This window comes from Rhodococcus quanlei, from assembly GCF_055231015.1.
Map to the genome: position 1 here is coordinate 146,259 of NZ_JBUYWD010000012.1, position 23,445 is coordinate 169,703.

Below are 23,445 nucleotides of genomic sequence, written 5' to 3' on the forward strand. Positions count from 1 at the left end.
ACCTACAACTGCCCCGAGTTCCGGAATCGTTTGCCTACTGCAATACTTTTGGGATGCGTGATAATCCGGGGGAACCCTACCCCACCGACCTCGAGGTCGACGCCTTCCAGCGCGCGACTCGCGACCTGATCGGCGTTGCCCTCCACAGCCTCGACATCCTCGACGGCGAGGTGTCGCTGCCGCAGTTTCGGATGATGCTGGTGCTGGGCGACCTCGGCGAAACCTCGTCGTCACGGGTTGCGGCGGCGTTGGGTCTTGCAGCCTCCTCGGTGACCCGGCTCGCGGATCGATTGGCTGCCTCCGGGCATGTCCTCCGCGGCACCGATGCCAGAAGTCGCAGCGTGGTCACGCTGGATCTCACCGAGCACGGCCGTGAAGTGGTGGACAAGGTGCTCACCTGGCGGCATCACGAGCTGGCAAGAATCCTGTCCGGCCTCGAACCCGACGAACGCGCCGCGACCGTCGCCGGTCTGGCGAATTTCCATCGGCTTGTCGGCGAGGAATACGCCGCAGACCAGTACGGACCGGTGCCCCTGTGAGCGCCGCCGCAGCGAACACGACGCGGTCCGCGCACCTCGGTGACTTCGCGGTGACCCCTCGCATACTGGTCGTCACGGCCTGGGCGTTGCTCGTCGGTGCGCTCGGTGCCCTGGCAGCGTGGGTCCTGCTCAACCTGATCGGTCTCGTGACCAACCTGGTGTTCTACCAACGCCTGGAAACCGAACTGGTTGCGCCCAGTGCCGCACACGCTCCCTGGTGGCTGATCCTCCTCGCGCCGATCGCCGGCGGGCTGGTCATCGGGCTGATGGCCCGTTACGGCTCCGAGAAGATTCGTGGGCACGGTATGCCCGAGGCGATCGAATCGATCCTCACCCGCGGGAGCATCGTCGAGCCCAAAGTTGCTGCGCTCAAGCCCGCGTCGGCCGCGGTCAGCATCGGTACCGGTGGCCCGTTCGGCGCTGAGGGACCGATCATCATGACCGGCGGCGCGATCGGGTCGATCCTGGCGCAGAGTCTTCGCCTGACCGCCGACGAACGCAAGACACTGCTGGTATCCGGAGCGGCTGCCGGAATGGCTGCGACGTTCAACTCGCCGCTGGCCGCTGTATTGCTTGCCGTCGAGTTGCTGCTCTTCGAGTGGCGACCGCGCAGCTTCATTCCCGTCGTCGCCGCCGTCGCGGTCGCGACCGTGGTGCGCGGATTCATACTCGGCACGGGTCCGATCTTCCCGGTCGATGCGACCGGACTTGACGTGACGGCCGCGGCGAACACGCTGGCCATCGTCGTCGGACTGACCGGTGGGCTCCTCGCCGTCGTCGCTACCTGGCTGGTCTACAAGGCGGAAGACGGGTTCGCGCGGCTGCCGTTTCACTGGATGTGGTGGCCCGCGATCGGCGGCTTGATCATCGGAATCGGCGGATTGGTCGAACCGCGTGCCCTCGGCGTCGGCTACGACGTCATCGACGAACTCCTCACCGGGCAGGCGACGATCTCCTTGATCGTCGGGATCCTCGTCGTCAAGACCGCAATCTGGGCGCTGTCACTGGGTTCTGGAACCTCCGGCGGTGTACTGGCGCCGGTGTTCATGATCGGCGGCGCGTTGGGTGCGCTCGAGGGCATGATCTTCCCCGAGGTCGTTCCGGGGTTCTGGGCGATGCTGGGTCTGGCCGCCGTGGTCGGCGGGGTGATGCGTTCGCCGCTCACCGGTGTGATCTTCACCCTGGAGCTGACCCATGTGTGGGGTGCGGGATTGCCGCTGCTGATCGCGTCGACCGCTGCCTATGCGCTGTCGGTGCTCATCCTCAAGCGGTCGGTGCTGACCGAGAAGATCGCCCGTCGCGGTCTGCACCTGACGCGTGAATACACGACCGATCCGTTGGAAACCTTCTTCGCCGCCGAGGCGATGGACGCCGACGGGGCATCGATGGACACCGCAGAAACGCTCGTGCGGACCCAGGTCCCGGGTGAGGGTGTCGTCGTGCATCCCAACGACACCCTCCGGCACGTGGCGTACCTGTTCGCCGAACACGATGTCCCCGAAGCACCGGTGGTCGACGATGGTCGGGTCGTCGGCCTGATCACGATTCGCTGTCTGCTCCACGCGAGGCTGCACGACCTGAACGAGGACCGGCAGCGTGAGCGAGTGCTGTTGCGCTGACGGACGCCGTCTAGAGTCCTGCAGCTTCCGCCAGCGACGGCAGGTACTCCCGCGGCTGGCCGAACAACTGTGCACTTGCGTGTGCACGTTTGAAATACAGCTGTGCGTCGTGCTCCCAGGTGATCGCGATTCCGCCGTGCAGTTGGACCGCCTCGGCGGCGACGTTCTGCAACGCCTCGGAGCAGTACACCTTGGCGATCGCCGCGTCCTCCTGCGTCTGCGATCGGACGGCCGCATACGACATCGAACGTGCGGTTTCCACCAGGGCATACATATCCGCCAAGCGGTGCTTGATGGCCTGAAACGAGCCGATCGTGCGCCCGAACTGCTTACGCGACTTCGCATACTCCACGGTGTGATCCACAGCCGCGGCGGCTGCACCGACCTGCTCGGCCGACAATGCGATCAGCGCTGTGGTGCGCACCCTGTCCATCAGGTCGGTGGGGGCACTCACGGGGCGGCCGGTAGCCCCCTCGAACGTCACTTCCGACAGGCTGCGCGTGGGGTCCATGGCCGGGACCCGGCGACGCGAAACCCCCTCCGCCGCAGCGTCCACCTCGAAGAGTCCGCTCTCGGTGGCCACCAGCAGTGTGTCTGCGCCGTCGCCGTCGAGGACATAGGACGCCGTCCCGGTCAGCGTGGTGTCGTTCGCTTCCACACCGTATGTTCCCCATCCACGAGATCCGGCCCAGCAGAGCGCCAGAGTCGCTTCACCCGCCGCGACGCCAGGAAGCAGTCGGGCGCACGCATCGGTATCGCCGGACAACAGGAGTGTCTGCGCGCCGAGGATCGCTGACCCGAGCATGGGCGACGGGGTCAGAGTTCGGCCGAGTTCCTCTTGGACGACGTGGACCTCGGCCAGCCTTGCGCCGACGCCGTCGTACTCCTCGGGAATCGCGAGTGCGACGACACCGATCTGCTCGCTCAACATCGACCACAGTTGGCGGTCGTATCCGCGTTCGGTCGTGATGGCCTTGCGTACGGCGGTCGGATCCGAGTGTTTGCCGAGCAGATCGCGGACGGACTCGCGGAGGGCTGCCTGTTCCGGGTTGTCGATGCTCATCGTGTCACCAACGAGTCCGTGACCCGGCGCCGATGCACGGCGGGGGTACCCCACGCGGTGACGAGCGCACGAACCTTGGTCAGCCACAACGAGAGGTCGTGCTCCTGGGTGTACCCGATCGCGCCGTGCACCTGCAGTCCCACGCGAGCGGCGCGGTATGCGGCGTCTCCGCACGCGACCTTTGCTGCCGAAACGTCGCGAGCAGCGTCCGGAGACCCGTCACGAACCGCGAGTGCCGCGCCGTGCAACAGGGGCCGCGACATCTCGAGAGCAACGGCCACCTCGGCGAGATGATGCTTGATCGCCTGGAACTGGCCGATCACCCGGCCGAACTGTTTGCGCTGCTTCGCATAGTCGGTGGTCGTCTCGAGCAAGGTCTGGCCGAGTCCTTGCAGCTGTGCGGCAGTGGCCAGTGCGCCGATATCGAAGGCCGTTCCGAAGTCGGTGTCGCCCAGCTGTTCACCGGGGGTGAGTGGGAACAACCGACGGGCCGCGTCCACGGACGACTGCGCATTGCCGGGGGAGCCGACGAGCACGGTGCCGTCCGCAACCACCAATGCGAGGTTTGCGGCGTCCGCGTCGACCGCGAACGGAACGTGCGGGGCGGCGGCCACCGTCGCGAGTTCACCGGATGCCAATGCGGGGAGTCGGTCGGGGGCGGTAGCGGCCAGCAATGCCGGTGCCACCGCCACTGTTTCGGCGACGGGGCCGGGCACGGCGTGACGGCCCAACTGCTCGACGGCCACCACGAGGTCGATTGCATCGGCGCCGAGGCCGTCGTGGTCTTCGTCGATCAGCAAGCCGTTGACACCGGTTTCGGCGAGACGCTGCCACACCTTCCGGCCCGGTTCGGTGTCACCGTCGTTCCACGCGCGGATGACTTTCGGCATGTCCGCCTTGGACAAGAGTGCGTCGATACTCGACGCGAAATCGTGGTGAGAGGAGTCGAGCGCGAATCTCATCGGTCTGCCTTCGGTAGGCCGAGCAGTCGCTCGGCGATCACGTTCTTCTGGATCTCGTTGGTACCGGCGTAGATCGGGCCGGAGAGCGAGAACAGATAGCCGTCGGTCCAGTTGTCGGCGAGTTCGGCTTCCGGTCCCTGGAGGTTCAGTGCCGTCTCGTGGGTGGCGATGTCCCACTCCGACCAGAAGACCTTGTTGATGGACGATTCGGCACCGAGCTGCCCGCCGTCGGCCAGCCGCGTCACGGTGCCGAACGTGTGGAGCTGGTAGGCCCGGGCACCGATCCACGCGTCCGCAACCTTGTCGCTCAGCGCGGTGTCGCCCACTCGGTCGCTGCTTTCGTACAGTCCGAACAGTCGGTCGACGGTGGCGAGGAAGCGGCCCGGGCTACGCAGTGACAGGCCGCGTTCGTTGGATGCGGTGCTCATGGCGACCCGCCAGCCCTCGTCGACGCCGCCGATCACCCCGGAATTGGCAGGGTCGGCCGGATCGTCGGGAACGAACACGTCCTCGAGGAAGACCTCGGCGAAACCCGGCTCGCCGTCGAGCTGATCGATCGGTCGGATCGTGACGCCCTGAGATGACAGGTCGAACATGAAGTAGGTGATGCCCTTGTGCCGCTGCGCCTCCGGATCCGAGCGGAACAGTCCGAAACCCCAATCCGCGAAGCTGGCGCGCGAACTCCATGTCTTCTGACCGTTCAGAATCCAGCCGCCGTCGACCCTTTTCGCCGTCGAGCGGAGGCTGGCCAGGTCACTGCCCGATTCCGGTTCGGACCAGGCTTGTGCCCAGATGTCGTCGGCCCGTGCCATTCGCGGCAGGATGCGATCGAGCTGGCCTTGGTTCGCATGCTCGAACAGAGTTGGGGCCAACAGGAAGATGCCGTTCTGGCTCACGCGTCCAGGTGCGCCGGATCGGTAGTACTCCTCTTCGAAAACGACCCATTCGAGGAGGCTGGCGTCACGGCCACCGAGTTCTTTCGGCCACGAGACCACCGACAGGCGAGCGTCCGCGAGGGTGCGCTCCCATGCGCGGTGCGCTTCGAATCCTGCCGCGGTGTCCATCGAGGGCAGCGGCTGCGTGGGAACGTTCTTCTCGAGGAACTCTCGAACCTCGGTGCGGAACGACGTGGTGGCAGCGTCGAATTCGAGATCCATTACTTCGCCCCTCCTTCCGGAGTCTTGGCGCCGGCGGCCATCGACTTGGCGTTCTGGCCGGCCAACGAGTCGGCACCGACCTCGGCGTTGTGTGCGTGCGCGAAGTGGTGCAGACCGAACACGGAATCCATGCCGTTACGCATGCCCATCTGATCCTCGCTCTGATTCACGGCCTTCTTCGTCAGAGCCAGCCCCAGTCGGGGCATCTTGGCGATGCGCTCGGCGATGTCCAAGGTCTCCTGCTCGAGGTTGTCACGGGGAACCACCTTGTTGACCATGCCCACCTCGTAACCGCGCTGGGCAGTGAAACGGTCACCGGTGAACAACATTTCCTTCGCAAATCGAGGCCCGACCATCCACGGGTGCGCGAAGTACTCGACACCCGGAATGCCCATGCGGACAACGGGGTCGGAGAAGAACGCATCCTCCGATGCAACGATCATGTCGCAGACCCACGCGAGCATGAGTCCGCCGGCGATGCACGCTCCCTGCACCATGGCGATGGTCGGCTTCGGGATCTCCCGCCACCGCCGGCACATCCCGAGATACACCTCCATCTCGCGTGCGAAGCGTTGATCGCCGCCCGGCTTGTCGATGTGGTCCCACCACATCACAGCCTTGTTCTCGTAATGCACGTGATGATCGCGACCGGGAGTGCCGATGTCGTGTCCGGCGCTGAAGTGCTTGCCGTTTCCGGCGAGGACGATCACCTTTACGTCATCGTCCTCCACTGCGCGCTCGAATGCGGCATCCAGGGCGTACGTCATCACCGAGTTCTGGGCATTGCGGTAGTCGGGGCGATTGAGCGTCACGATTGCCACACCGTCACGCACCTCGTAGGTGACGACTTCGCCTTCGTCTGGGACGGTCATGAATTCTCCTCACGCAGAACATTCTTGAGAACCTTGCCGGAAGGGTTGCGCGGCAACGTGTCCACGAAACGGACGTCTCGCGGAATCTTGAACTTGGCCAGTCGGTCCCGGCAGAACTCGAGGATGCTGTCCTCGGTGACCTCGGATCCGGGCAGGGCGACGACGAATGCGCGGCCCACCTCGCCCATCCGCTCGTCGGGGATCCCGATCACTGCCGATTCGGCAAGACCCTCGATTCTGGCGAGGGTCTGCTCTACCTCGGCGGGGTAGACGTTGAACCCGCCGGAGATGTACATGTCCTTGAGTCGATCCGTGATGTCCACGTAGCCCCGGTCGTCGATGGTGGCCACATCGCCGGTGTGCAACCAGCCGTACGCGTCGATGGTCTTCGCGGTCGCCTCCGGATCGTCGAGGTAGCCGAGCATGACGTCCGAACCGCGGACCAGCAATTCGTTCTGCTCGCCGAGTCGGACCTCCATGCCGGGAACCGCGCGCCCGGAACTCGTCGAGATCGTCACGGGATCGTCGCCGGTACGGCACATGGTGACGACCACGGCCTCGGTCTGGCCGTATGCGGTGAGTACTGACTCGAACTCGAGTTCGTTCTGCATGCGTTCGACGAGGGCCACCGGAACCGGCGCGGCGCCGGTCACGGCGAGACGCAAGCTCGAGAGCTGGTACTTCGCCCGGTCGGGGTGATCGAGAATCGACTGATAGATGGTGGGTGCCCCGGGGAGCACACTGACCCGCTCCTCGTGAATCTTCGCCATGACCTTGGGAACGTCGAAGACGGCCATCGGCACCATCGTGGCTCCGGACAGCACGCAGACGAGGATGCCTACTTTGTAACCGAAGCTGTGGAAGAACGGGTTGATGATGAGGTAGTTGTCGCGACTGGTCATCTCGGCGCATTCGGCCCAGGCCTGCGCCACCCCCATCGTCTGCCGGTGAGCGCTCAGCACCCCCTTGCTCTTGCCTGTGGTGCCCGAGGTGAACAGGATGTCCGCGACGTCGTCGGGGGAAACCGCGTCCGCGCGTCGGTCTGCCTGGGTGAGGTCTCCGGCCGTGGCGAGCGCGAGAAAGTCGTCGAACTCGACCACCGAATCGTCTGGGGTGTCTTCTCCGTCGAGCGGGATCCGGACGACGGTTGCCACGTCGAAGGAGGGGTCGGCCGACCGGATCTGGGCGAGCCGGTCTGCGCCGAGGAAATTTCCTGCGACGACCAGTGCCTGGGCGTTGACGCGTTGGATGATCTCGGCGGCCTCGGTGCCGGTGTAGCGCGTGTTGATCGGCACGACGACACCACCGGCATGGTGGACGCCGAGCGCGGCGACGACCCAGTGGTGGGTGTTGGGAGCCCAGATGGCGACCCGTGAGCCGGGTTCGATCCGTCGGGATACGAGTGCTGCGGCGAATTGGCGGACACGCTCGTGCAGTTGTGCGAATGTGAGTTGTACGTCTCCGTCGGAAACGGCCGTGAGCTCGCCGAATCGGTCGGCAGCCCGGGTGAGGGCAGACGGTGTGGTTCTCGGATAGTCGTTCACTACGCTCCTAACCTACCTAGCAATTGCTTGGTAGGTTATCTTACAAACGTGGACCAGAGCGAGAGCCAGAGCGAACCGACTGCGGACGCGGAGTTCGCCGAGAGCGTCAGGACATGGTTGGCGGAGAACCTCACCGGGGATTTCGCCAAATTGCGGGGCAAAGGTGGCCCGGGCAGCGAGCATGAATTCTTCGAAGAACGGCTCGCTTGGGATCGGCACCTGGCCGCGGCAGGCTGGACGTGTCTCGGATGGCCGAAGGAATACGGCGGACGCGACGCGACCATTGCCCAGCAGGTGATCTTCCATCAGGAGTACGCGAAGGCCGGGGCACCGGCCCGCGTCAGCCACGTCGGTGAAGAACTCCTCGGCCCGACACTCATCGCGTTCGGCACCGAGGAACAGAAACGCCGCTTCCTTCCGGGCATCAACACCGTGACCGAGCTGTGGTCGCAGGGGTACTCCGAGCCGGGCGCCGGTAGCGACCTGGCAAACGTGTCCACCACAGCACGGCTGGAAAACGGGAAGTGGGTCGTCAACGGCCAAAAGGTATGGACATCGCTGGCGCACGTCGCGGACTGGTGTTTCGTCGTGTGCCGCACCGAGCCCGGATCCAAACGGCACCACGGGTTGAGTTTCCTGCTCGTGCCACTGGATCAACCCGGCGTCACCGTGCGACCTATCCAGCAGCTCACCGGCACCTCCGAGTTCAACGAAGTGTTCTTCGACGATGCCGTCACCGACGCCGATCTCGTCGTCGGCGAACCCGGTGAGGGCTGGAAGATCGCAATGGGGCTGCTCACCTTCGAGCGTGGCGTCTCCACACTCGGGCAGCAGATCGGATTCGCACGGGAGCTGCAGGGCGTCGTCGACGTCGCGAAGAGTAACGGCGCAGACCAGGATCCCCACATTCGCGAGAAGATCGCCCGAGCCTGGATCGGACTACGAGTGATCCGCGCTCATGCCGTCCGCACCCTCGACTCGGTCGACGCCGGAACCGGTGGTGGCGAGGCATCGATCGCGAAGCTGCTGTGGGCCAACTGGCACCGCGATCTCGGTGAGCTCGCGATGGATGTCGCGGGCGCCGACTCGCTGCTCGCGCCGACCGTCGATGCGGTCGGCGAACCGTCCGACATCACGGACCCGGAACATCTCGAGCTCGGGGAATGGCAACGCCTGTTCCTGTTCACCCGCGCCGACACCATCTACGGCGGATCCAACGAGATCCAGCGCAACATCATCTCCGAGCGGGTGCTCGGACTACCGCGAGAGGCACGCCCATGACACCGACTTCACCACTTGCCACCGCACCCACGGAAACACCCGGCCATGACCTGCTGAGGGGGAAGAAGGTCGTCGTCACCGCCGCGGCGGGTACCGGAATCGGGTTCGCGTCGGCGCGCCGTGCCCTGCTGGAGGGCGCCGATGTGCTGGTGTCCGACTTCCACGAGCGGCGCCTCGGGGAGACCGTCACCAAGCTGAAGGGCGAGTTCGGCGACCGGCAGGTCGAGTCGATCGTGTGTGACGTCTCGAGCACCGAGCAGGTCGACGGGCTGATCACGGGTGCTGCGGAGAAGCTCGGGCGGATCGATGTCCTGATCAACAACGCCGGACTGGGCGGCGAGACGCCGGTCGTCGACATGACGGACGATCAGTGGGATCGCGTCCTCGACGTAACCCTCACCAGCACCTTCCGTGCGACTCGTGCTGCACTGCGCTACTTCAAGTCGGTCGATCACAACGGTGTATTGGTGAACAACGCATCCGTTCTCGGATGGCGGGCGCAGCACTCACAGGCGCATTACGCAGCCGCGAAGGCGGGGGTCATGGCCCTGACTCGCTGCAGCGCGATCGAGGCGGCGGAATACGGCGTGCGGATCAATGCGGTTGCCCCGTCCATTGCGCGTCACGCGTTTCTCGCGAAAGTCACGAGTGAGGAATTGCTCGACCAACTCGCAGCCGGTGAGGCGTTCGGCCGGGCCGCCGAGGTATGGGAGATAGCGGCCACCATCGGAATGCTCGCCAGCGACTACACCACCTACCTGACCGGCGAGGTCGTCTCGATCTCCTCGCAGCGCGCCTAACCCTCTGTGAGTGGTTAGCGAGTCCAGAGACTCGTCAACCGCTCACACCGCACCTACCAAGCGCTTGGTCGATAGGATTACGTCTATGACTCCACCCAAGGAAACCGGCGAGGCGTCGGGAAAGACCGGCCGCAGGGACGAACTGCTCGAGATCGCGGCCGGCCTCTTCGCCGAACGGGGATTGCGCGCCACGACCGTCCGCGACATCGCCGACGCCGCCGGGATTCTCTCGGGAAGCCTGTATCACCACTTCGATTCGAAGGAATCGATGGTCGACGAAATCCTTCGGGGTTTCCTGGACGAACTCTTCGGACGCTACCGCGAAATCGTCGCGTCCGGCTTCGACAGCCGGACCACCCTCGAAGCCCTCGTCACGACATCGTACGAGGCGATCGACGTATCCCATTCGGCGGTCGCCATCTATCAGGACGAGGCGAAGCACCTCTTCTCCAACGATCGATTCGGGTACCTGTCCGAACGCAACACCGAGTTTCGGAAGCTCTGGATCGGCGTCCTCGAGGCAGGCGTCGCGGACGGTAGCTTCCGTCCGGACATCGACGTCGAACTCGTCTACAGATTCATGCGCGACACCGTCTGGGTTGCCGTTCGCTGGTACCGCCCGGGCGGATCGCTCACCGCCGACACCGTCGCCAAGCAGTATCTCGCCATCGTCTTGGACGGGCTCACTGCACCGAACCACACATGAAGAACCATAGGAGAATGAGATGACCGAGGCTTACATCGTCGATGCGATCCGCACGCCGATCGGGAAGAAGAAGGGTGGGCTGTCTCAGGCGCATCCGGCAGATCTGGGCGCACATGTGATCAAGGCGATCGTGGAACGGACGGGCGTGGACCCGTCGTCGGTCGACGATGTCATCTTCGGATGTGTCGACGCGATCGGCGGTCAGGCGGGGAACATCGCCCGCACCGCATGGCTGGCCGCGGGGTATCCGGAGGCGGTGCCCGGGGTGACCGTCGACCGTCAGTGCGGGAGTAGTCAGCAGGCCATCCACTTCGGCGCTCAGGCAATTCTGAGCGATACTGCCGATCTGATCATTGCCGGCGGCGTGCAGAACATGACCCGCATCCCGATCTCCGCGGCGATGATCGTCGGTCAGCAGTACGGGTTCGACACTCCGACGAGCGGGTCGAAGGGCTGGGAAGAACGCTACGGCGACCAGGAGGTGTCACAGTTCCGCGGCGCCGAGCTGATCGCCGACAAGTGGGATCTCAGCCGTGAGGATCTCGAGCGGTGGGCGCTGCAGAGCCACGAGCGGGCGAAGGCCGCCATCGGCGCGGGGCGCTTCGAGCGAGAGATCGTCCCGTTCGGGGACGTCACCACCGACGAGGGTCCGCGCGAGACGAGCCTCGAGAAGATGGCCTCCCTCGACGTGCTGGTCGAAGGAGGGCGACTGACTGCCGCCGTCGCGAGTCAGATTTCCGACGGCGCGAGCGCGCTGCTTCTCGCTTCCGACGAGGCGGTGAAGAAGCACGGACTCACCCCTCGCGCGCGCATTCATCACATCAGCGCCCGCGGGGACGACCCCATCTTCATGCTCAGCGCACCTATTCCGGCGACGAAGCATGCGCTCGAGAAGACCGGCCTCACGATCGACGACATCGACCTCATCGAGATCAACGAGGCGTTCGCGCCCGTGGTTCTCGCGTGGATCAAGGAGATCGGGGCAGATCCGGCGAAGGTCAACGTGAACGGCGGGGCCATCGCACTCGGGCATCCGCTCGGCGCGACGGGAACGAAGCTCATGGCAACGCTCGTCAACGAACTCGATCGCATCGAGGGGCGGTACGGACTTCAGGTGATCTGCGAGGGTGGCGGTACCGCCAACGTCACCATCATCGAACGCGTCTGACCTCGTTTTTTCCTCCCCCATTCCGCGACGAATGTCACATCGGTTCAGCTGGCGCGAACCGGTGTGACATTCGTGGGACAAATCGGACGTCGGTCACGGAATGGTCACGAGGCGGCTAGGGTGGGACGTTGACCACACAGTCGATCCGGAAAGAACGAGCCCTTGTTGCAGATTCGATCGAAGACTGTAGCCAACCCGGCCGGTACCGCATTGATCGCGATCGGGACCATCATCTCGTTGGTCATGATCACCTATTACCTGGTTGACGCGTCCACGGGATATCTGATGGACCTGTCGGTATTTCGCGACGCCGGACGCGCGTTCGTGAACGGGTTACCGCTTTACTCGGACGCCTTCCCGAGCACGTCGGGGTTCCGCTTCATCTACCCGCCGTTCGCAGCGCTGCTTTTCGCGCCGATGGCATTAGTGAGCCTGACAGCGCTGCAGATCATGTGGTGCGCGATGAATATCGCTCTCGTGTGGTGGACGCTCAAAATGGTGTTCGCCAAGCTCGATTTTCGACGTTCGTCGATGGTGGCCTTTGCGGTTCTCGGGCTCGTCCTGCTGCTCGAGCCGATGCGTTCGAACTTCGTATTCGGACAGGTCAACATCATCCTCATGGCACTTGTCGCTGCTGATCTCACGGGTGTCATCCCACGTCGATTCCGGGGTATCGCGATCGGACTCGCCGCGGCGATCAAGGTCACACCCGGTGCTTTCTTGCTCATTCTGCTCGTGCGCCGCGATTTCCGATCCATCGGAAATGCACTGGGCGCAGTGCTCGGCACCATTGCGCTGGGGTTCTGGGTTCTGCCCGATTCGTCGAAATGGTTCTGGACGAACGAGTTCTTCGCAACCGGTCGCGCCGGCCCGCCAGACTTTTTCCGGAACCAGGCGATCACCGGCTTCCTTGCTCGACTCGGGGCCGACGGCATGCTTTACACCGTGCTGTGGGGGACTGCTGTGGTCCTCCTCGTGGCAGCTACGGCATGGGCTGCGTACCAGTTCACTCAGTCCGGTGAGCATATGGCCGCGTTCGGAACCGTGGCCTTGGGTTCGCTGCTCGCCGCACCGATCGCCGTCACGCACCACTGGACGTACAGCATCCTGCTCGTGCCGTTCTTGCTGGCGCCGCAGTACCGCAAGTGGCGGCCGTTGATCGGTATCGCAACTCTGATCTTCCTGATCGGGCCGAACGGCGTTCTGAATACCGAAACCTCCGGTTGGGTCGAAGGTGTCGTCGTGCAAGCGGTGGGTAACTCGCAATGCCTCGCCGCCATCGCTGTGATGATCGGTGTGGTCCTGACTGCCAGGTCTCGAACCCCCGTGGACAGGAGACCGGAAACCGATAATTCGGTCGACGCAGAACTCGAGTCGGCACGGGCTTGAGGCGATAAGCCGGTTCGGTGTGTGGCTGGCATCACAACTCGGCACTATCGTCGAAGTATGTGCCGAAACATCACCGAACTCCGCGGACTCGAGCCGGCCGCTACCGACGAGGAGATCGAAGCGGCGGCGCGGCAGTATGTTCGCAAAGTCAGCGGCATCGCGAAACTGTCCGATGCGAACCGGGAACCGTTCGAACAGGCTGTAGACAAGGTGGCGGCTGCCACCACGGAACTGTTGGCTGCTGTCCCCGCCCGCCGGCAACCGCCGAAGACGCTGCCTCCGCTGCGGCGGCCCGAGGTGCAGGCCCGCATCGCTGCCAAGGCAGCCTCCGGATAGCCGAGCCCCCCTGAAACCGCCCCGGCGAATGTCGCACCGGTTCAGCTCACGCGAACCTGTGTGACATTCGCCGGGGGAGGGGGGGGGGGTTTTTCAGGGGCGCCGAGGCGCCCCAGCGTCGATGCGCGTCAACGCATCTGCCACGATCGAGTCGATCAGTTCCTGGCACGACGGTAGGTCGTCGAGCATGCCGACCACCTGGCCGGATGCAAGTACGCCGGCTTCGGTGTTGCCCTCGACCAGTCCGGCCTTGAGGAGCATCGGGGTGTTGGCGGCCATGATGATCTGCTGCCATGTGCGATCGCCTGTTTTCTTCATCGCCAGGCCGTCCTTGACCAGCGTCGACCATTTCATGCCGGTCATCGACTTGAATTTCGTGGCGTTCTTCGCGGCTGCAGCCAGGCCGCGTACGTTGCCCGAGCGCTCGAGGCTGTTCACCAGGTCGGTGTTCAGTACGCGGTGCGGCATTCCGTCGACCTTGCGGGACACGGTGGTGTCCTGCAACCCGCGGGCCAGGTATTCCTGCTTGACCGAGTCCGGCACCGCCGAGTCGCTGGTGAGCAAGAATCGCGTGCCCATGGCGACGCCCGCCGCTCCGTAGGACAGTGCGGCGGCCAGGCCGCGACCGTCGAAGAAGCCGCCCGCCGCGACGACGGGAATGTCCACGGCGTCGAGGACAGACGGCAGCAGCAGCGTGGTGGCGACACCGCCGGTGTGACCGCCGCCTTCGCCGCCCTGCACGATGACGGCGTCCGCACCCCAGGACGCCACCTTCACGGCGTGCTTGGCGGCGCCGATGGACGGTACGACGACGACGCCGTTGTCCTTGAGCTTGGCGATCAGGTCCTTCTTCGGCGCCAGCGCGAAGGAGGCGACCTTGACGCCTTCACGGATCAGCAGGTCGCAGCGTTGCGGTGCATCGGATGCGTCGGCGCGCATGTTCACGCCGAATGGTTTGTCGGTGAGCTGCTTGGTCTTCTTGATCGCCGCTTCGAGCTCGTCGTACGTCATCGTCGCCGAGGCGAGGATGCCGAGGCCACCGGCGTTGGCGGTGGCTGCGGTGAGGCGAGGTCCGGACACCCAGCCCATGCCGGTCTGCACGACAGGATGTTGGATGCCCACCAATTCGGTGAGCGGGGTCTTCAGGGTGTTCATACCGTGACCTCGCGGTCACGCAGACTGCGCGGGTCGAGGACCTCCCGGATGATGCTCAGTTCCTCTTCGGTGGGTTCGCGGGTGACACCGGCGTCCGCGAGTCCGGCCACCTCGAAGGAGGTGTTCTCGGCGACCTGATCTGCCGTCACACCGGGGTGCAGCGTCAACGCCCGCATGGTGCGCTCGGGTCCACCGAAGTCGAAGACGCCGAGGTTGGTGACCACCCGGTGCAGGTCGAGGAAGCGGTAAGCCGGGTTGTTCGGATCGACCTGGTCGTAACCCACGCCGGACACGACGTCCACCTTGTCGCAGAACACGCGGGACGAGTGCTTGCCCACCCAGTAACTGGTGGGGTGATTGATGGTGTTGCCGGGTGCGCCGCGGACGCCGAACATCTGACGCGTGGGCTGCTGCAGCGGACCGAATGCGGACAGGTTCTGATTGCCGTACCGGTCGAGCTGGTTGGCACCCATCACGACGTGACGGCGGCCGGACGCGACGACGTCGAACACCTTGCGGAACGGCATCCACCCTTCGATGTCGGCCTTGGCGCCGACGGGGGGCGTGTCGGCGAAGATCAGGGCTTCGCCGTCGGTGATGAGCAGATCGGGTTCGGTGGTGAGTCGCGCGAGCCGGGCACCGACGAGCGGCACCGTCGCCATTGGGCTGGCCATGATTTCACCTGCACCGGAGAATATTTCGGCGCACGCAACGACGCAGTACTCGGCGCGGGTAACGGCGGTGGTGGTCTCGCTCATGCCTGGTTCTCCTGTCCGAACTTCGCCACGGCAGCCTGGTAGTCGTCCTCGCTGCCGGAGAGGTAGGTGTCGACGAACTTCTGCCACGACTCCGGGTCCTTCGCGGACTCGGCGTAGTGACGCTGGAACTTCTCGTCACGGCCGTAGCTGTCGCCGGCGAGGGTGAAGTGTGCGCCGCCGGGCGCTTCGACCACACCGTCGACCATCATGCGGTTGAGGATCAGGTTGGGCAGGGGGACGGTTTTGACGAGTTCTTCCGTCTCGACGACCCGTTCGACCGACACGTAGCGCTTTTCGGCGGCTGCGCAGTAGAGGTCGTCGAAGTAGGGGTCGACGCCGGTGTAGGCAGCGTTGCCGTGCTTGTCGCCGAGGTTCAGGTGAACCAGTGCCGCATCGAGATTCAGTGCGGGCATCGCGATCAGGGTTTCGGTCCTGCCGTCGGCGTTCGGGTACGGCGACTCGACCGTCTTCAGTTCGTCGCCCCAGAAGGCGCGCACATCGGAACCGAGTCCGGCCCGGACCGGCAGGAACGGCAAGCGTGCTCCCGCGGCCTCGAGCCCGCACTTGACCATGCCTTCGTCCATCTCACGGACATCGATCTCGCCGCCCGTGCGTGCCTTGGCGAACCAGGGGTCGTAGAACGGTTTCGAGTCGAGCGAAACGAAGCCGTAGTAGGCCTTCTTGACCTTGCCTGCGGAGCACAGCAGTCCCAGGTCCGGGCCACCGTAGGTGACCACGGTGAGATCTGTGAGGTCCGAACGCAAGATGGCGCGGATCAAGGCCATGGGCTTGCGGCGTGATCCCCAGCCGCCGATGCCGATGGTCATTCCGCTGCGCAACTCGCCGACCACGTCGTCGAGTGACATCCTCTTGTCACGCTTGCCGGCCATGTCGAGTCAGCCTTCTTTCTTGTTCGAGTTGGTGCGGGCCTTACCGGTTTCGACGAACTCGTCACGGTGTTCGTCCGATACGCCGGACAGGTTGAGTTCGAAGGTGTAACCCTGTTCGAGGCGGTAACTGGTTTTGACGTCGACGGGATCGATGCCGTTGATCGCTTCCTTGGCGCAGCGGATGATGCGGGTGTCCTTCGCTGCGATCTTCGCTGCGATGTCGCGGGCAGCGTCGTCGAGCTTCTCGCGTGGCACCACGTCGTACACCGAGCCGAAGTGGTGTAGTTGCTGTGCGGTGACGTTCTGGGCCGTGTAGTAGAGGGTGCGCATCATGTGCTGGGGCACCAGGCGTGCGAGATGTGTTGCGGCGCCCAGTGCTCCGCGGTCGACCTCGGGCAGACCGAAGACCGCGTCGTCGGAGGCGACGATGACGTCCGCGTTGCCGACGAGGCCGATCCCGCCGCCGACGCAGAAACCGTTCACGGCGACCACGACCGGAACGGCGCAGTCGTAGACGGCCGCGAATGCTGCGGCGCATCCGCGGTTGGCGGCGACGAGTGCGTCGTAGCCCTGAGTGGCCTGCATTTCCTTGATGTCCACACCGGCGTTGAAGCCGCGTCCTTCGGCTCGCAGGATCACGACGTGCGTGTTCTGGTCCCTGCCTGCTTCGAGGATCACGTCGGCAAGTTCGAACCAGCCCTTGGACGGGAGTGCGTTCACGGGCGGGTAGTCGACGGTGACCGTGGTGATGCCGGCTCCATCGGTGGTGGAGGTGATGCCCATGGCATGTTCCTTACGTCTGTTGACCAAACCAAGCGATTGCTTGGTAAGTTAGCACATGTGCGGTTTCGAGTCTTTCGGCTCCGCCGCGCAGACGTCCAAAACGCGGAGGTATCGGTGGAAACAGGTCTTGACGGCGCAATCGTGCTGGTCACCGGGGGTGTTCGTGGGGTGGGCGCCGGTATCAGCCGGGCGTTCCTTCAGGCGGGCGCCACGGTTGTGACGTGCGCTCGCCGACCGGCAGACGACCCGATCGAGTGGATTGCGCCGGACGGGACGTCACACGGGGTGGAATACGTGCCGTGCGACGTCCGTGATCCGGAGCAGGTGCGCGCGATGATCGGGGGGATCATGCAGATGCACGGGCGGCTCGACGTCCTCGTGAACAATGCCGGTGGTTCACCTTTCGCGCTCGCGGCCGATGCGAGTGCGAAGTTCCACTCGAAGATCGTGGAGCTGAACCTGTTGTCTCCGCTACTGGTCTCCCAGGCCGCGAACGCGATCATGCAGGAACAGGAGTCCGGCGGCGCCATCGTGAACATTTCGAGTGTGAGCGGCTCGAGGCCGTCGCCCGGAACCGCGGCATACGGAGCAGCGAAGGCGGGCGTGGACAGTCTCACCAGCTCACTCGCCGTCGAGTGGGCACCGAAAGTACGTGTCAACGCGGTCGTGGTGGGACTTGTCGAGACCGAACTCGCTCACCTGCACTACGGAGACGAAAGCGGCGTCGCGGCCGTGGGGGAAACCGTCCCACTGGGGCGCATGGCCCGCCCGGCGGACATCGGCAACAGTGCCGTGTTCCTGGCCTCCTCGCTGGCGGAATACGTCAGCGGTTCCACATTGACCGTCCACGGTGGCGGTGAACGGCCCGCATTTCTTGCGGCATCTACCTCGGAAACGAACAAGGAGAACTCATGAGCGGATTGGTGGACGGCCGCGTCGTCATCGTGACCGGCGCAGGACGCGGTATCGGACGCGCACACGCCCTGGCTTTCGCGGGGGAGGGTGCGAAAGTGGTGGTCAACGACATCGGCGCCGGTGCCGACGGCAGCGCGTCCGGTGAAAGCCCTGCCGAGCAGGTCGTGCAGGAGATCAAGGATGCCGGCGGCGAAGCGGTGATCAACGGTGACGACGTCGCCGACTGGGCCGGTGCCGAGAACCTGATCAAGACCGCGCTCGACGAGTTCGGGCGGCTCGACGTCCTGGTCAACAACGCGGGCTTCCTGCGTGACCGGATGCTGGTCGGCATGAGCGAGGAGGAATGGGACGCGGTGACACGCGTGCATCTCAAGGGACATTTTGCTCCGCTTCGCCATGCCGCTGCCTACTGGCGGGCCGAGTCGAAGGCGGGACGACCGGTCGACGCACGCATCATCAACACGAGCTCCGGCGCAGGACTACAGGGTTCGATCGGTCAGGGAAACTATGCCGCCGCGAAGGCCGGTATCGCCGAGATGACCATCCAGGCCGCCGCCGAGATGAAGAACTACGGCATCCGCGTGAATGCGATCGCGCCGGCAGCGCGCACCCGGATGACCGTCGGGGCAGGTGGTGCGATGGCGGAGGCGATGGCTGCGCCCGAAGAAGGCTTCGACGCGATGGCTCCGGAGAACATTTCCCCACTCGTGGTGTGGTTGGCCAGCGCGGAATCCGCAGACGTGACCGGCAGGGTCTTCGAGGTGGAGGGCGGCAAGATCACGGTGGCCGAGGGGTGGCGGCACGGACCGTCGCAGGACAAGGGCGACCGCTGGGATCCGAAGGAGATCGGACCGGTGGTATCCGAATTGCTCGCGAAAGCCGAAACTCCCACTCCCGTGTACGGCGCCTGAGGAGAATCATGAAGTTCGGAATCACGCTTTTCACCAGCGACCGTGGAATCAGTCCCACCGCAGCGGCGCGCGGTGCCGAAGACTGTGGATTCGACACCTTCTACGTTCCCGAACACACGCACATACCCGTCAAACGCGATGCGGCGCATCCGCAGACGGGTGACGAGACGTTGCCCGACGATCGGTACATGCGCACCCTCGACCCCTGGGTCACGCTCGGCTCGATTGCTGCTGTCACGGAGCGTATCGAACTCGGTACCGCAGTGGCGTTGCCCGTGGAACACGACCCGATCACGCTCGCCAAGACGATCGCCTCGCTGGACCACCTCAGTGGTGGTCGGGTGGTGCTCGGCGTCGGGTACGGCTGGAACCTCGACGAACTGACCGACCACAACGTGCCTGCGGGTCGGCGCCGCACCATGCTGCGTGAGTACCTGGAGGCGATGCGCGCGCTGTGGACCGAGGAGGAAGCAGCGTACGACGGCGAGTTCGTGACGTTCGGAGCCAGCTGGGCATGGCCCAAGCCGAAACGCGTGCCGCCCGTGCTCGTCGGGGCGGCGGGGAACGAGAAGAACTTCAACTGGATCGTGCGTTCGGCCGACGGCTGGATCACCACACCGATCGAGCAGAACATCGACGACCGAGTGAAGTTGCTGCAGGACAAGTGGGCGGCGGCAGATCGGGAAGGTGATCCGCAGATCGTGGTTCTGGACGGCAAGCCGGATGTCGAGAAACTGGCCCGTTGGCGCGACTTGGGTGTCACCGAAGTCGTCTACGGCATGCCCGACAAGAGCGAGGAGGACGTGCTGGCTTACCTGGACCGGCTCTCCGGAAAGTTGGCAGGTCTGCGCGAAGGCAGTGGCGCGGCAACCGTGTGATCGCGATAACGTGGTCCGACATCGACTGTTCACGAGAGGCCCAAGGTTGTGCGAATTGCACTGTTGTCGTATCGAAGCAAGCCGCACTGTGGTGGACAGGGTGTGTACGTACGGCACCTGAGTAGGGAACTCGCCGCGCTGGGGCACTACGTCGAGGTCTTCTCCGGACAGCCGTACCCGGAACTGGATGACGGTGTGGTGCTCACGAAGGTGCCGAGCCTGGATCTGTATCGCGACTCGGATCCGTTTCGGACACCGCACATTCGAGAGATCCGTGATTCGACGGACGTCCTCGAGTTGGCGACGATGTGGACTGCGGGCTTTCCGGAGCCGCGAACGTTCAGCATGCGCATGGCGCGGATACTGCGGGGCCGCTCCCGGGATTTCGACATCGTGCACGACAATCAATGTCTCGGGTCCGGGCTGCTCGAGATTCAGGAGTCGGGGCTGCCTTTGGTGGCGACGATTCACCATCCGATCACGCGGGATCGCGACCTCGACATCGCGCAGGCGCGGCGGTGGCGTCGGCTCACGGTGCGGCGCTGGTACGGCTTCCTGCGGATGCAGAAGCGGGTGGCCCGCCGGATTCCCGCTCTGCTCACCGTGTCGAAATCCTCGGCCGACGACATCGTTCGTGCCTTCGGGGTTCCGGCGGAGAATCTGACCACCATCCCACTCGGAGTGGACACGGAGATATTTCGTCCGCCTTCGGAGCCGCGAGTGCCCGGCCGCATCGTCTGTGTCGCGAGCGCGGACATGCCGTTGAAAGGTGTGTCGACGCTGCTTCAGGCGGTGGCCAAGGTGCACACCGAGCGCAGTGTCGAACTGGTCCTGGTCACGAAACTCGTACCGGGAGGTGTGGCCGAGAATCTGATCGAGGAACTCGCAATCGGTGACGTGGTCCGCACCGTGAGCGGAATCGACGACGATGAACTCGCCGCACTGATGGCGTCCGCCGAAGTAGCCTGTGTCCCGTCTCTGTACGAAGGGTTCTCGCTGCCTGCCGTGGAGGCGATGTCGTGCGGGACTCCATTGGTCGCGAGCAGGGCTGGGGCCATTCCGGAGGTGGTCGGCACCGAGGAAGAGGCGGCACTTCTGGTGGAGCCTGGCAATGCCGAAGAACTGGCTGCTGCTCTCACCGACCTGCTCGACGATTCCGACCGACGAGCACATCTCGGAGCCGGTGGCCGCAACCGTGTACTCGAGAGATACAGCTGGGCAGCGGTTGCAGCCCGGACCGCCGAGACGTACCGCAGGGTCATCGACGAAGCGGCGACCGACAAGAACGAACAGAACGGGGAACAGGCGTGCTGACCGTGGATTTCGACAGGCTCGGGGTTCGCCCGGGTGACAAGGTCATCGACATCGGCGCCGGCGCCGGTCGTCACTCGTTCGAGCTGTACCGGCGTGGCGCTGACGTGATCGCCTTCGATCAAAACGCCGACGAACTGGCCGACGTCGAGAAGATGTTCATTGCAATGGCAGAGGTGGGGGAGGCACCGGCGGGTGCGTCTGCGCGAACCGAGGTGGGGGATGCGTTGAACCTGCCCTACGAGGATGCGTCGTTCGACGTCGTATTGATCTCGGAGGTACTCGAGCACGTCCCGGAGGACGGGCGGGCCATCGCCGAACTGACGCGAATCCTCAAGCCCGGAGGTGTGGCGGCGGTGACTGTTCCACGATGGTTGCCGGAATTTATCTGCTGGTCGTTGTCCGATTCCTATCATGAGGTCGAGGGCGGGCACGTCCGCATCTACGAGGCCGACGAGCTGTCCGGGAAGCTGTCGACTGCGGGGCTGAGGGTGACCGGTCAGGATCATGCTCACGCTCTGCATTCACCGTATTGGTGGCTCAAATGTGCGGTGGGGGTCGAGGAGAACGATCACCCCTTGGTCAAGGCCTATCACCGAATTCTTGTGTGGGACATGATGAAGGCGCCGTGGTTGACCCGGACTGCCGAACGGCTGCTGGACCCGGTGATCGGCAAGAGCGTGGTGTTCTATCTGGAAAAGCCGGAAGTTCCCGTTGCGGTCTCCTGAGATCCCCTCGATCCCGGGAGTTCTGACGGCCGATCAGTGTCGGCAGACCGCGCGTTCGATCTGTGCGGTGCAGGAATCCTCGGGGGCCATCCCGTGGTTCCGAGGTGGCCACACCGACCCGTGGGACCACGTCGAATCGGCGATGGCTCTTCTTGCGGCCGGTTTCCGGGAGGAGGCGGAGGCGGCGTACCGGTGGTTGCAACGCACCCAACGTCCTGACGGATCGTGGCCTATGCAGTTCCGCAGCGGTGTCGTGGAGAACGCCGACGCCGACAGCAACTTCTGTGCGTATCCGGCTGTCGGCGTGTGGCACCACTACACGAGCACAGGGGACGCGAGCTTCGCACAGGAACTGTGGCCCATGGTGCGGGCGGGTCTCGACTTCGTGGTCGACATGCAAGCGCCGACTGGTGAAATACATTGGGCGTGTGGTGCGGAGACCGGCGAAGCTGTTGCCGAGGCTCTGGTCACCGGTAACTCGAGTATCCATCACAGCCTGTACTGCGGCCTTCGACTGGCAGAACTCGTCGATCATCCGCAACCCGAGTGGGAGTTCGCCAAATACCTGCTCGGACACGCGATCCGTCGGCACCCGGAGTCGTTCGCAGCGAAGGACGAGTACTCGATGGACTGGTACTACCCAGTGCTCGGCGGTGCAATGCGTGGGTCGCAGGCCAACGGACGGATCGACGACCGCTGGGACGACTTCGTGGTGCACGGATTGGGGATTCGGTGTGTGGATCATCGTCCGTGGGTCACCGGCGCCGAAACGTGCGAGTTGGTACTCGCATTGGAGGCCATGGGAGACCGGGATCGTGCCACCGCGCAATTCACGAACATGCAGCACCTTCGCGATCCAGACGGTTCCTATTGGACCGGTCTGGTGTACAGCGATGGCAAGCGATGGCCGGTGGAACAGACGACGTGGACCGGCGGCGCCATGATCCTGGCCGCAGACGCACTGTCGCGCACCACCCTCGGAAACGGAATATTCCGTGACGCCGGCCTACCGATCGGGCTGCCGGTAGGAGCGGATGCGTGCGGGCAGCACTGTCAAGCGAGTGGTTCCCCGGTCTGACCGCTGGTTCGCTCGAGTACCCGCAACGATCCGTAAGCTGATGTTTCCTTGAACTGACCTGTGGCAAGGGCACGTTCGTAGATCTCGAACGGGGGACGGCCGCCGTCGGCGGGGTCCGGGAAGACGTCGTGGATGATCAGGGCGCCGCCCACCTTCACCCAGGGAGCCCACCCGTCGAGGTCGGCCTGCGCAGCTTCCGACGAGTGTCCGCCGTCGATGAACACGAAGTCCACGGGTGTACGCCAGAACTTCGCGACCGTGGCAGAAGCGCCCACGACCGCGACCACGTGCTCTTCGAGATCCGCGTCCGCCAATGTGTGCCGGAACCTCCCGACGGTGTCGAAGCGCCCGGTATGCGGGTCGACGAACGTCGGATCGTGGTACTCCCAGCCGGGTTGATGCTCTTCCGACCCGTGATGATGGTCGAGCGTGACGACCGTGGCGCCGACGCGTCGAGCAACCTCGCCCAAGTAGATCGTCGAACGTCCACAGTACGTTCCGATTTCGACGCCGACACCGCCGCTGTGCAGGTACTCACCGACCGCACTGTGGAGGGCTGCCCCTTCGTCATCGGGCATGAAGCCCGGGGTGGCGTGGACGAG

Annotated in this window: 24 protein-coding genes; 14 read left to right on the forward strand and 10 right to left on the reverse strand. The window is 64.6% G+C overall.

Annotated elements, in window-relative coordinates; genetic code table 11:
* Window positions 1–53 precede the first annotated feature (53 nt).
* Both ACZI8Q_RS11425 and ACZI8Q_RS11430 read left to right on the forward strand, forming a co-directional pair.
* Window positions 54–539 (forward strand): MarR family winged helix-turn-helix transcriptional regulator, encoded by a 486-nt coding sequence (locus ACZI8Q_RS11425; protein WP_463373642.1) that lies wholly within the window; start codon window positions 54–56, stop codon window positions 537–539.
* Window positions 536–2,158, forward strand: coding sequence for a chloride channel protein (locus ACZI8Q_RS11430; protein WP_463373643.1), 1,623 nt, complete (start codon window positions 536–538; stop codon window positions 2,156–2,158). Before ACZI8Q_RS11425 ends, ACZI8Q_RS11430 begins: the two co-directional genes overlap by 4 nt.
* A 10-nt stretch (window positions 2,159–2,168) precedes the next feature.
* On the opposite strand, the gene ACZI8Q_RS11435 is transcribed toward ACZI8Q_RS11430, so the two are convergent.
* Genes ACZI8Q_RS11435 through ACZI8Q_RS11455 form a run of 5 tightly spaced genes read right to left on the reverse strand, consistent with a single transcriptional unit; the run spans window position 2,169 to window position 7,756 of the window.
* Window positions 2,169–3,221, reverse strand: a complete 1,053-nt coding sequence (locus tag ACZI8Q_RS11435) for an acyl-CoA dehydrogenase family protein (RefSeq protein ID WP_463373644.1) — start codon at window positions 3,219–3,221, stop codon at window positions 2,169–2,171.
* Window positions 3,218–4,183 (reverse strand): acyl-CoA dehydrogenase family protein, encoded by a 966-nt coding sequence (locus ACZI8Q_RS11440; RefSeq protein WP_463373645.1) that lies wholly within the window; start codon window positions 4,181–4,183, stop codon window positions 3,218–3,220. Before ACZI8Q_RS11440 ends, ACZI8Q_RS11435 begins: the two co-directional genes overlap by 4 nt.
* A complete protein-coding gene (locus ACZI8Q_RS11445; RefSeq protein WP_463373646.1) occupies window positions 4,180–5,340 on the reverse strand; it encodes an acyl-CoA dehydrogenase family protein in 1,161 nt (386 codons plus the stop codon). Before ACZI8Q_RS11445 ends, ACZI8Q_RS11440 begins: the two co-directional genes overlap by 4 nt.
* Complete coding sequence (locus ACZI8Q_RS11450; protein WP_463373647.1) at window positions 5,340–6,212, reverse strand: enoyl-CoA hydratase; 873 nt, start codon at window positions 6,210–6,212, stop codon at window positions 5,340–5,342. The genes ACZI8Q_RS11445 and ACZI8Q_RS11450 overlap by 1 nt, the downstream gene beginning before the upstream one ends.
* Window positions 6,209–7,756, reverse strand: a complete 1,548-nt coding sequence (locus ACZI8Q_RS11455) for a FadD3 family acyl-CoA ligase (RefSeq protein WP_463373648.1) — start codon at window positions 7,754–7,756, stop codon at window positions 6,209–6,211. Before ACZI8Q_RS11455 ends, ACZI8Q_RS11450 begins: the two co-directional genes overlap by 4 nt.
* Window positions 7,757–7,804: 48 nt before the next feature.
* Here ACZI8Q_RS11455 and ACZI8Q_RS11460 point away from each other — a divergent pair, with 48 nt between their 5' ends.
* The 6 genes from ACZI8Q_RS11460 (at window position 7,805) to ACZI8Q_RS11485 (ending at window position 13,436) form a co-directional block, all read left to right on the forward strand.
* Complete coding sequence (locus ACZI8Q_RS11460) at window positions 7,805–9,037, forward strand: acyl-CoA dehydrogenase family protein (RefSeq protein ID WP_463373649.1); 1,233 nt, start codon at window positions 7,805–7,807, stop codon at window positions 9,035–9,037.
* Window positions 9,034–9,837: an SDR family oxidoreductase gene (locus ACZI8Q_RS11465; RefSeq protein WP_463373650.1), complete on the forward strand. Its 804-nt coding sequence runs from the start codon at window positions 9,034–9,036 to the stop codon at window positions 9,835–9,837. Before ACZI8Q_RS11460 ends, ACZI8Q_RS11465 begins: the two co-directional genes overlap by 4 nt.
* 85 nt (window positions 9,838–9,922) lie before the next feature.
* Window positions 9,923–10,543, forward strand: coding sequence for a TetR/AcrR family transcriptional regulator (locus ACZI8Q_RS11470; protein ID WP_463373651.1), 621 nt, complete (start codon window positions 9,923–9,925; stop codon window positions 10,541–10,543).
* A gap of 19 nt (window positions 10,544–10,562) precedes the next feature.
* Window positions 10,563–11,711 (forward strand): acetyl-CoA C-acetyltransferase, encoded by a 1,149-nt coding sequence (locus tag ACZI8Q_RS11475; protein ID WP_463373652.1) that lies wholly within the window; start codon window positions 10,563–10,565, stop codon window positions 11,709–11,711.
* A gap of 162 nt (window positions 11,712–11,873) precedes the next feature.
* Complete coding sequence (locus tag ACZI8Q_RS11480; protein ID WP_463373653.1) at window positions 11,874–13,100, forward strand: glycosyltransferase family 87 protein; 1,227 nt, start codon at window positions 11,874–11,876, stop codon at window positions 13,098–13,100.
* Window positions 13,101–13,157: 57 nt separating this feature from the next.
* Window positions 13,158–13,436 (forward strand): DUF2277 domain-containing protein, encoded by a 279-nt coding sequence (locus tag ACZI8Q_RS11485; protein ID WP_463373654.1) that lies wholly within the window; start codon window positions 13,158–13,160, stop codon window positions 13,434–13,436.
* Between the two features lie 93 nt (window positions 13,437–13,529).
* Here ACZI8Q_RS11485 and ipdC read toward each other — a convergent pair whose 3' ends face one another.
* From ipdC to echA20, 4 genes are read right to left on the reverse strand one after another with little or no spacing between them, the layout of a single operon-like run.
* Window positions 13,530–14,591, reverse strand: coding sequence for a (3aS,4S,5R,7aS)-5-hydroxy-7a-methyl-1-oxo-octahydro-1H-indene-4-carboxyl-CoA dehydrogenase (gene ipdC, locus ACZI8Q_RS11490; RefSeq protein WP_463373655.1), 1,062 nt, complete (start codon window positions 14,589–14,591; stop codon window positions 13,530–13,532).
* Window positions 14,588–15,349 (reverse strand): cholesterol ring-cleaving hydrolase subunit IpdB, encoded by a 762-nt coding sequence (gene ipdB / locus ACZI8Q_RS11495; RefSeq protein WP_463373656.1) that lies wholly within the window; start codon window positions 15,347–15,349, stop codon window positions 14,588–14,590. Before ipdB ends, ipdC begins: the two co-directional genes overlap by 4 nt.
* On the reverse strand, window positions 15,346–16,239 hold the full coding sequence (gene ipdA, locus ACZI8Q_RS11500; RefSeq protein ID WP_463373657.1) for a cholesterol ring-cleaving hydrolase subunit IpdA: 894 nt from the start codon (window positions 16,237–16,239) through the stop codon (window positions 15,346–15,348). Before ipdA ends, ipdB begins: the two co-directional genes overlap by 4 nt.
* Before the next feature lie 6 nt (window positions 16,240–16,245).
* A complete protein-coding gene (gene echA20 / locus ACZI8Q_RS11505) occupies window positions 16,246–17,022 on the reverse strand; it encodes a (7aS)-7a-methyl-1,5-dioxo-2,3,5,6,7,7a-hexahydro-1H-indene-carboxyl-CoA hydrolase (RefSeq protein ID WP_463373658.1) in 777 nt (258 codons plus the stop codon).
* 114 nt (window positions 17,023–17,136) lie between these two features.
* Between echA20 and ACZI8Q_RS11510 the strand changes: the two genes are divergently transcribed.
* From ACZI8Q_RS11510 to ACZI8Q_RS11535, 6 genes are read left to right on the forward strand one after another with little or no spacing between them, the layout of a single operon-like run.
* Window positions 17,137–17,937, forward strand: coding sequence for an SDR family oxidoreductase (locus tag ACZI8Q_RS11510; RefSeq protein WP_463373659.1), 801 nt, complete (start codon window positions 17,137–17,139; stop codon window positions 17,935–17,937).
* The gene (locus ACZI8Q_RS11515) at window positions 17,934–18,848 is read left to right on the forward strand and encodes an SDR family oxidoreductase (RefSeq protein WP_463373660.1); all 915 of its coding nucleotides are present in this window, start codon (window positions 17,934–17,936) and stop codon (window positions 18,846–18,848) included. The genes ACZI8Q_RS11510 and ACZI8Q_RS11515 overlap by 4 nt, the downstream gene beginning before the upstream one ends.
* An 8-nt stretch (window positions 18,849–18,856) precedes the next feature.
* Entirely contained in the window at window positions 18,857–19,726 is an 870-nt protein-coding gene (locus tag ACZI8Q_RS11520; protein ID WP_463373661.1) for an LLM class F420-dependent oxidoreductase, read from the forward strand.
* A 48-nt stretch (window positions 19,727–19,774) separates the two neighbouring features.
* Entirely contained in the window at window positions 19,775–21,040 is a 1,266-nt protein-coding gene (locus ACZI8Q_RS11525; RefSeq protein WP_463373662.1) for a glycosyltransferase family 4 protein, read from the forward strand.
* Window positions 21,034–21,765, forward strand: a complete 732-nt coding sequence (locus ACZI8Q_RS11530; RefSeq protein ID WP_463373663.1) for a class I SAM-dependent methyltransferase — start codon at window positions 21,034–21,036, stop codon at window positions 21,763–21,765. The genes ACZI8Q_RS11525 and ACZI8Q_RS11530 overlap by 7 nt, the downstream gene beginning before the upstream one ends.
* Window positions 21,752–22,843, forward strand: a complete 1,092-nt coding sequence (locus tag ACZI8Q_RS11535) for a prenyltransferase (RefSeq protein WP_463373664.1) — start codon at window positions 21,752–21,754, stop codon at window positions 22,841–22,843. Before ACZI8Q_RS11530 ends, ACZI8Q_RS11535 begins: the two co-directional genes overlap by 14 nt.
* On the opposite strand, the gene ACZI8Q_RS11540 is transcribed toward ACZI8Q_RS11535, so the two are convergent.
* Window positions 22,819–23,421 carry a class I SAM-dependent methyltransferase gene (locus ACZI8Q_RS11540; RefSeq protein WP_463373773.1) on the reverse strand — a complete coding sequence of 201 codons (603 nt, stop codon included), beginning with the start codon at window positions 23,419–23,421 and terminating at the stop codon, window positions 22,819–22,821. The genes ACZI8Q_RS11535 and ACZI8Q_RS11540 overlap by 25 nt on opposite strands.
* Window positions 23,422–23,445 lie beyond the last annotated feature (24 nt).

What these genes read in the sequence shown, in the direction of transcription:
- ACZI8Q_RS11425 (WP_463373642.1), top strand. Translation starts at nt 54, where the DNA reads ATGCGTGATAATCCGGGGGAACCCTACCCCACCGACCTCGAGGTCGAC.
- ACZI8Q_RS11435 (WP_463373644.1), bottom strand. Translation starts at nt 3,221, where the DNA reads ATGAGCATCGACAACCCGGAACAGGCAGCCCTCCGCGAGTCCGTCCGC.
- ACZI8Q_RS11440 (WP_463373645.1), bottom strand. Translation starts at nt 4,183, where the DNA reads ATGAGATTCGCGCTCGACTCCTCTCACCACGATTTCGCGTCGAGTATC.
- ACZI8Q_RS11445 (WP_463373646.1), bottom strand. Translation starts at nt 5,340, where the DNA reads ATGGATCTCGAATTCGACGCTGCCACCACGTCGTTCCGCACCGAGGTT.
- ACZI8Q_RS11450 (WP_463373647.1), bottom strand. Translation starts at nt 6,212, where the DNA reads ATGACCGTCCCAGACGAAGGCGAAGTCGTCACCTACGAGGTGCGTGAC.
- ACZI8Q_RS11465 (WP_463373650.1), top strand. Translation starts at nt 9,034, where the DNA reads ATGACACCGACTTCACCACTTGCCACCGCACCCACGGAAACACCCGGC.
- ACZI8Q_RS11470 (WP_463373651.1), top strand. Translation starts at nt 9,923, where the DNA reads ATGACTCCACCCAAGGAAACCGGCGAGGCGTCGGGAAAGACCGGCCGC.
- ACZI8Q_RS11475 (WP_463373652.1), top strand. Translation starts at nt 10,563, where the DNA reads ATGACCGAGGCTTACATCGTCGATGCGATCCGCACGCCGATCGGGAAG.
- ACZI8Q_RS11485 (WP_463373654.1), top strand. Translation starts at nt 13,158, where the DNA reads ATGTGCCGAAACATCACCGAACTCCGCGGACTCGAGCCGGCCGCTACC.
- ipdC (WP_463373655.1), bottom strand. Translation starts at nt 14,591, where the DNA reads ATGAACACCCTGAAGACCCCGCTCACCGAATTGGTGGGCATCCAACAT.
- ipdB (WP_463373656.1), bottom strand. Translation starts at nt 15,349, where the DNA reads ATGAGCGAGACCACCACCGCCGTTACCCGCGCCGAGTACTGCGTCGTT.
- ipdA (WP_463373657.1), bottom strand. Translation starts at nt 16,239, where the DNA reads ATGGCCGGCAAGCGTGACAAGAGGATGTCACTCGACGACGTGGTCGGC.
- echA20 (WP_463373658.1), bottom strand. Translation starts at nt 17,022, where the DNA reads ATGGGCATCACCTCCACCACCGATGGAGCCGGCATCACCACGGTCACC.
- ACZI8Q_RS11515 (WP_463373660.1), top strand. Translation starts at nt 17,934, where the DNA reads ATGAGCGGATTGGTGGACGGCCGCGTCGTCATCGTGACCGGCGCAGGA.
- ACZI8Q_RS11520 (WP_463373661.1), top strand. Translation starts at nt 18,857, where the DNA reads ATGAAGTTCGGAATCACGCTTTTCACCAGCGACCGTGGAATCAGTCCC.
- ACZI8Q_RS11540 (WP_463373773.1), bottom strand. Translation starts at nt 23,421, where the DNA reads ATGCCCGATGACGAAGGGGCAGCCCTCCACAGTGCGGTCGGTGAGTAC.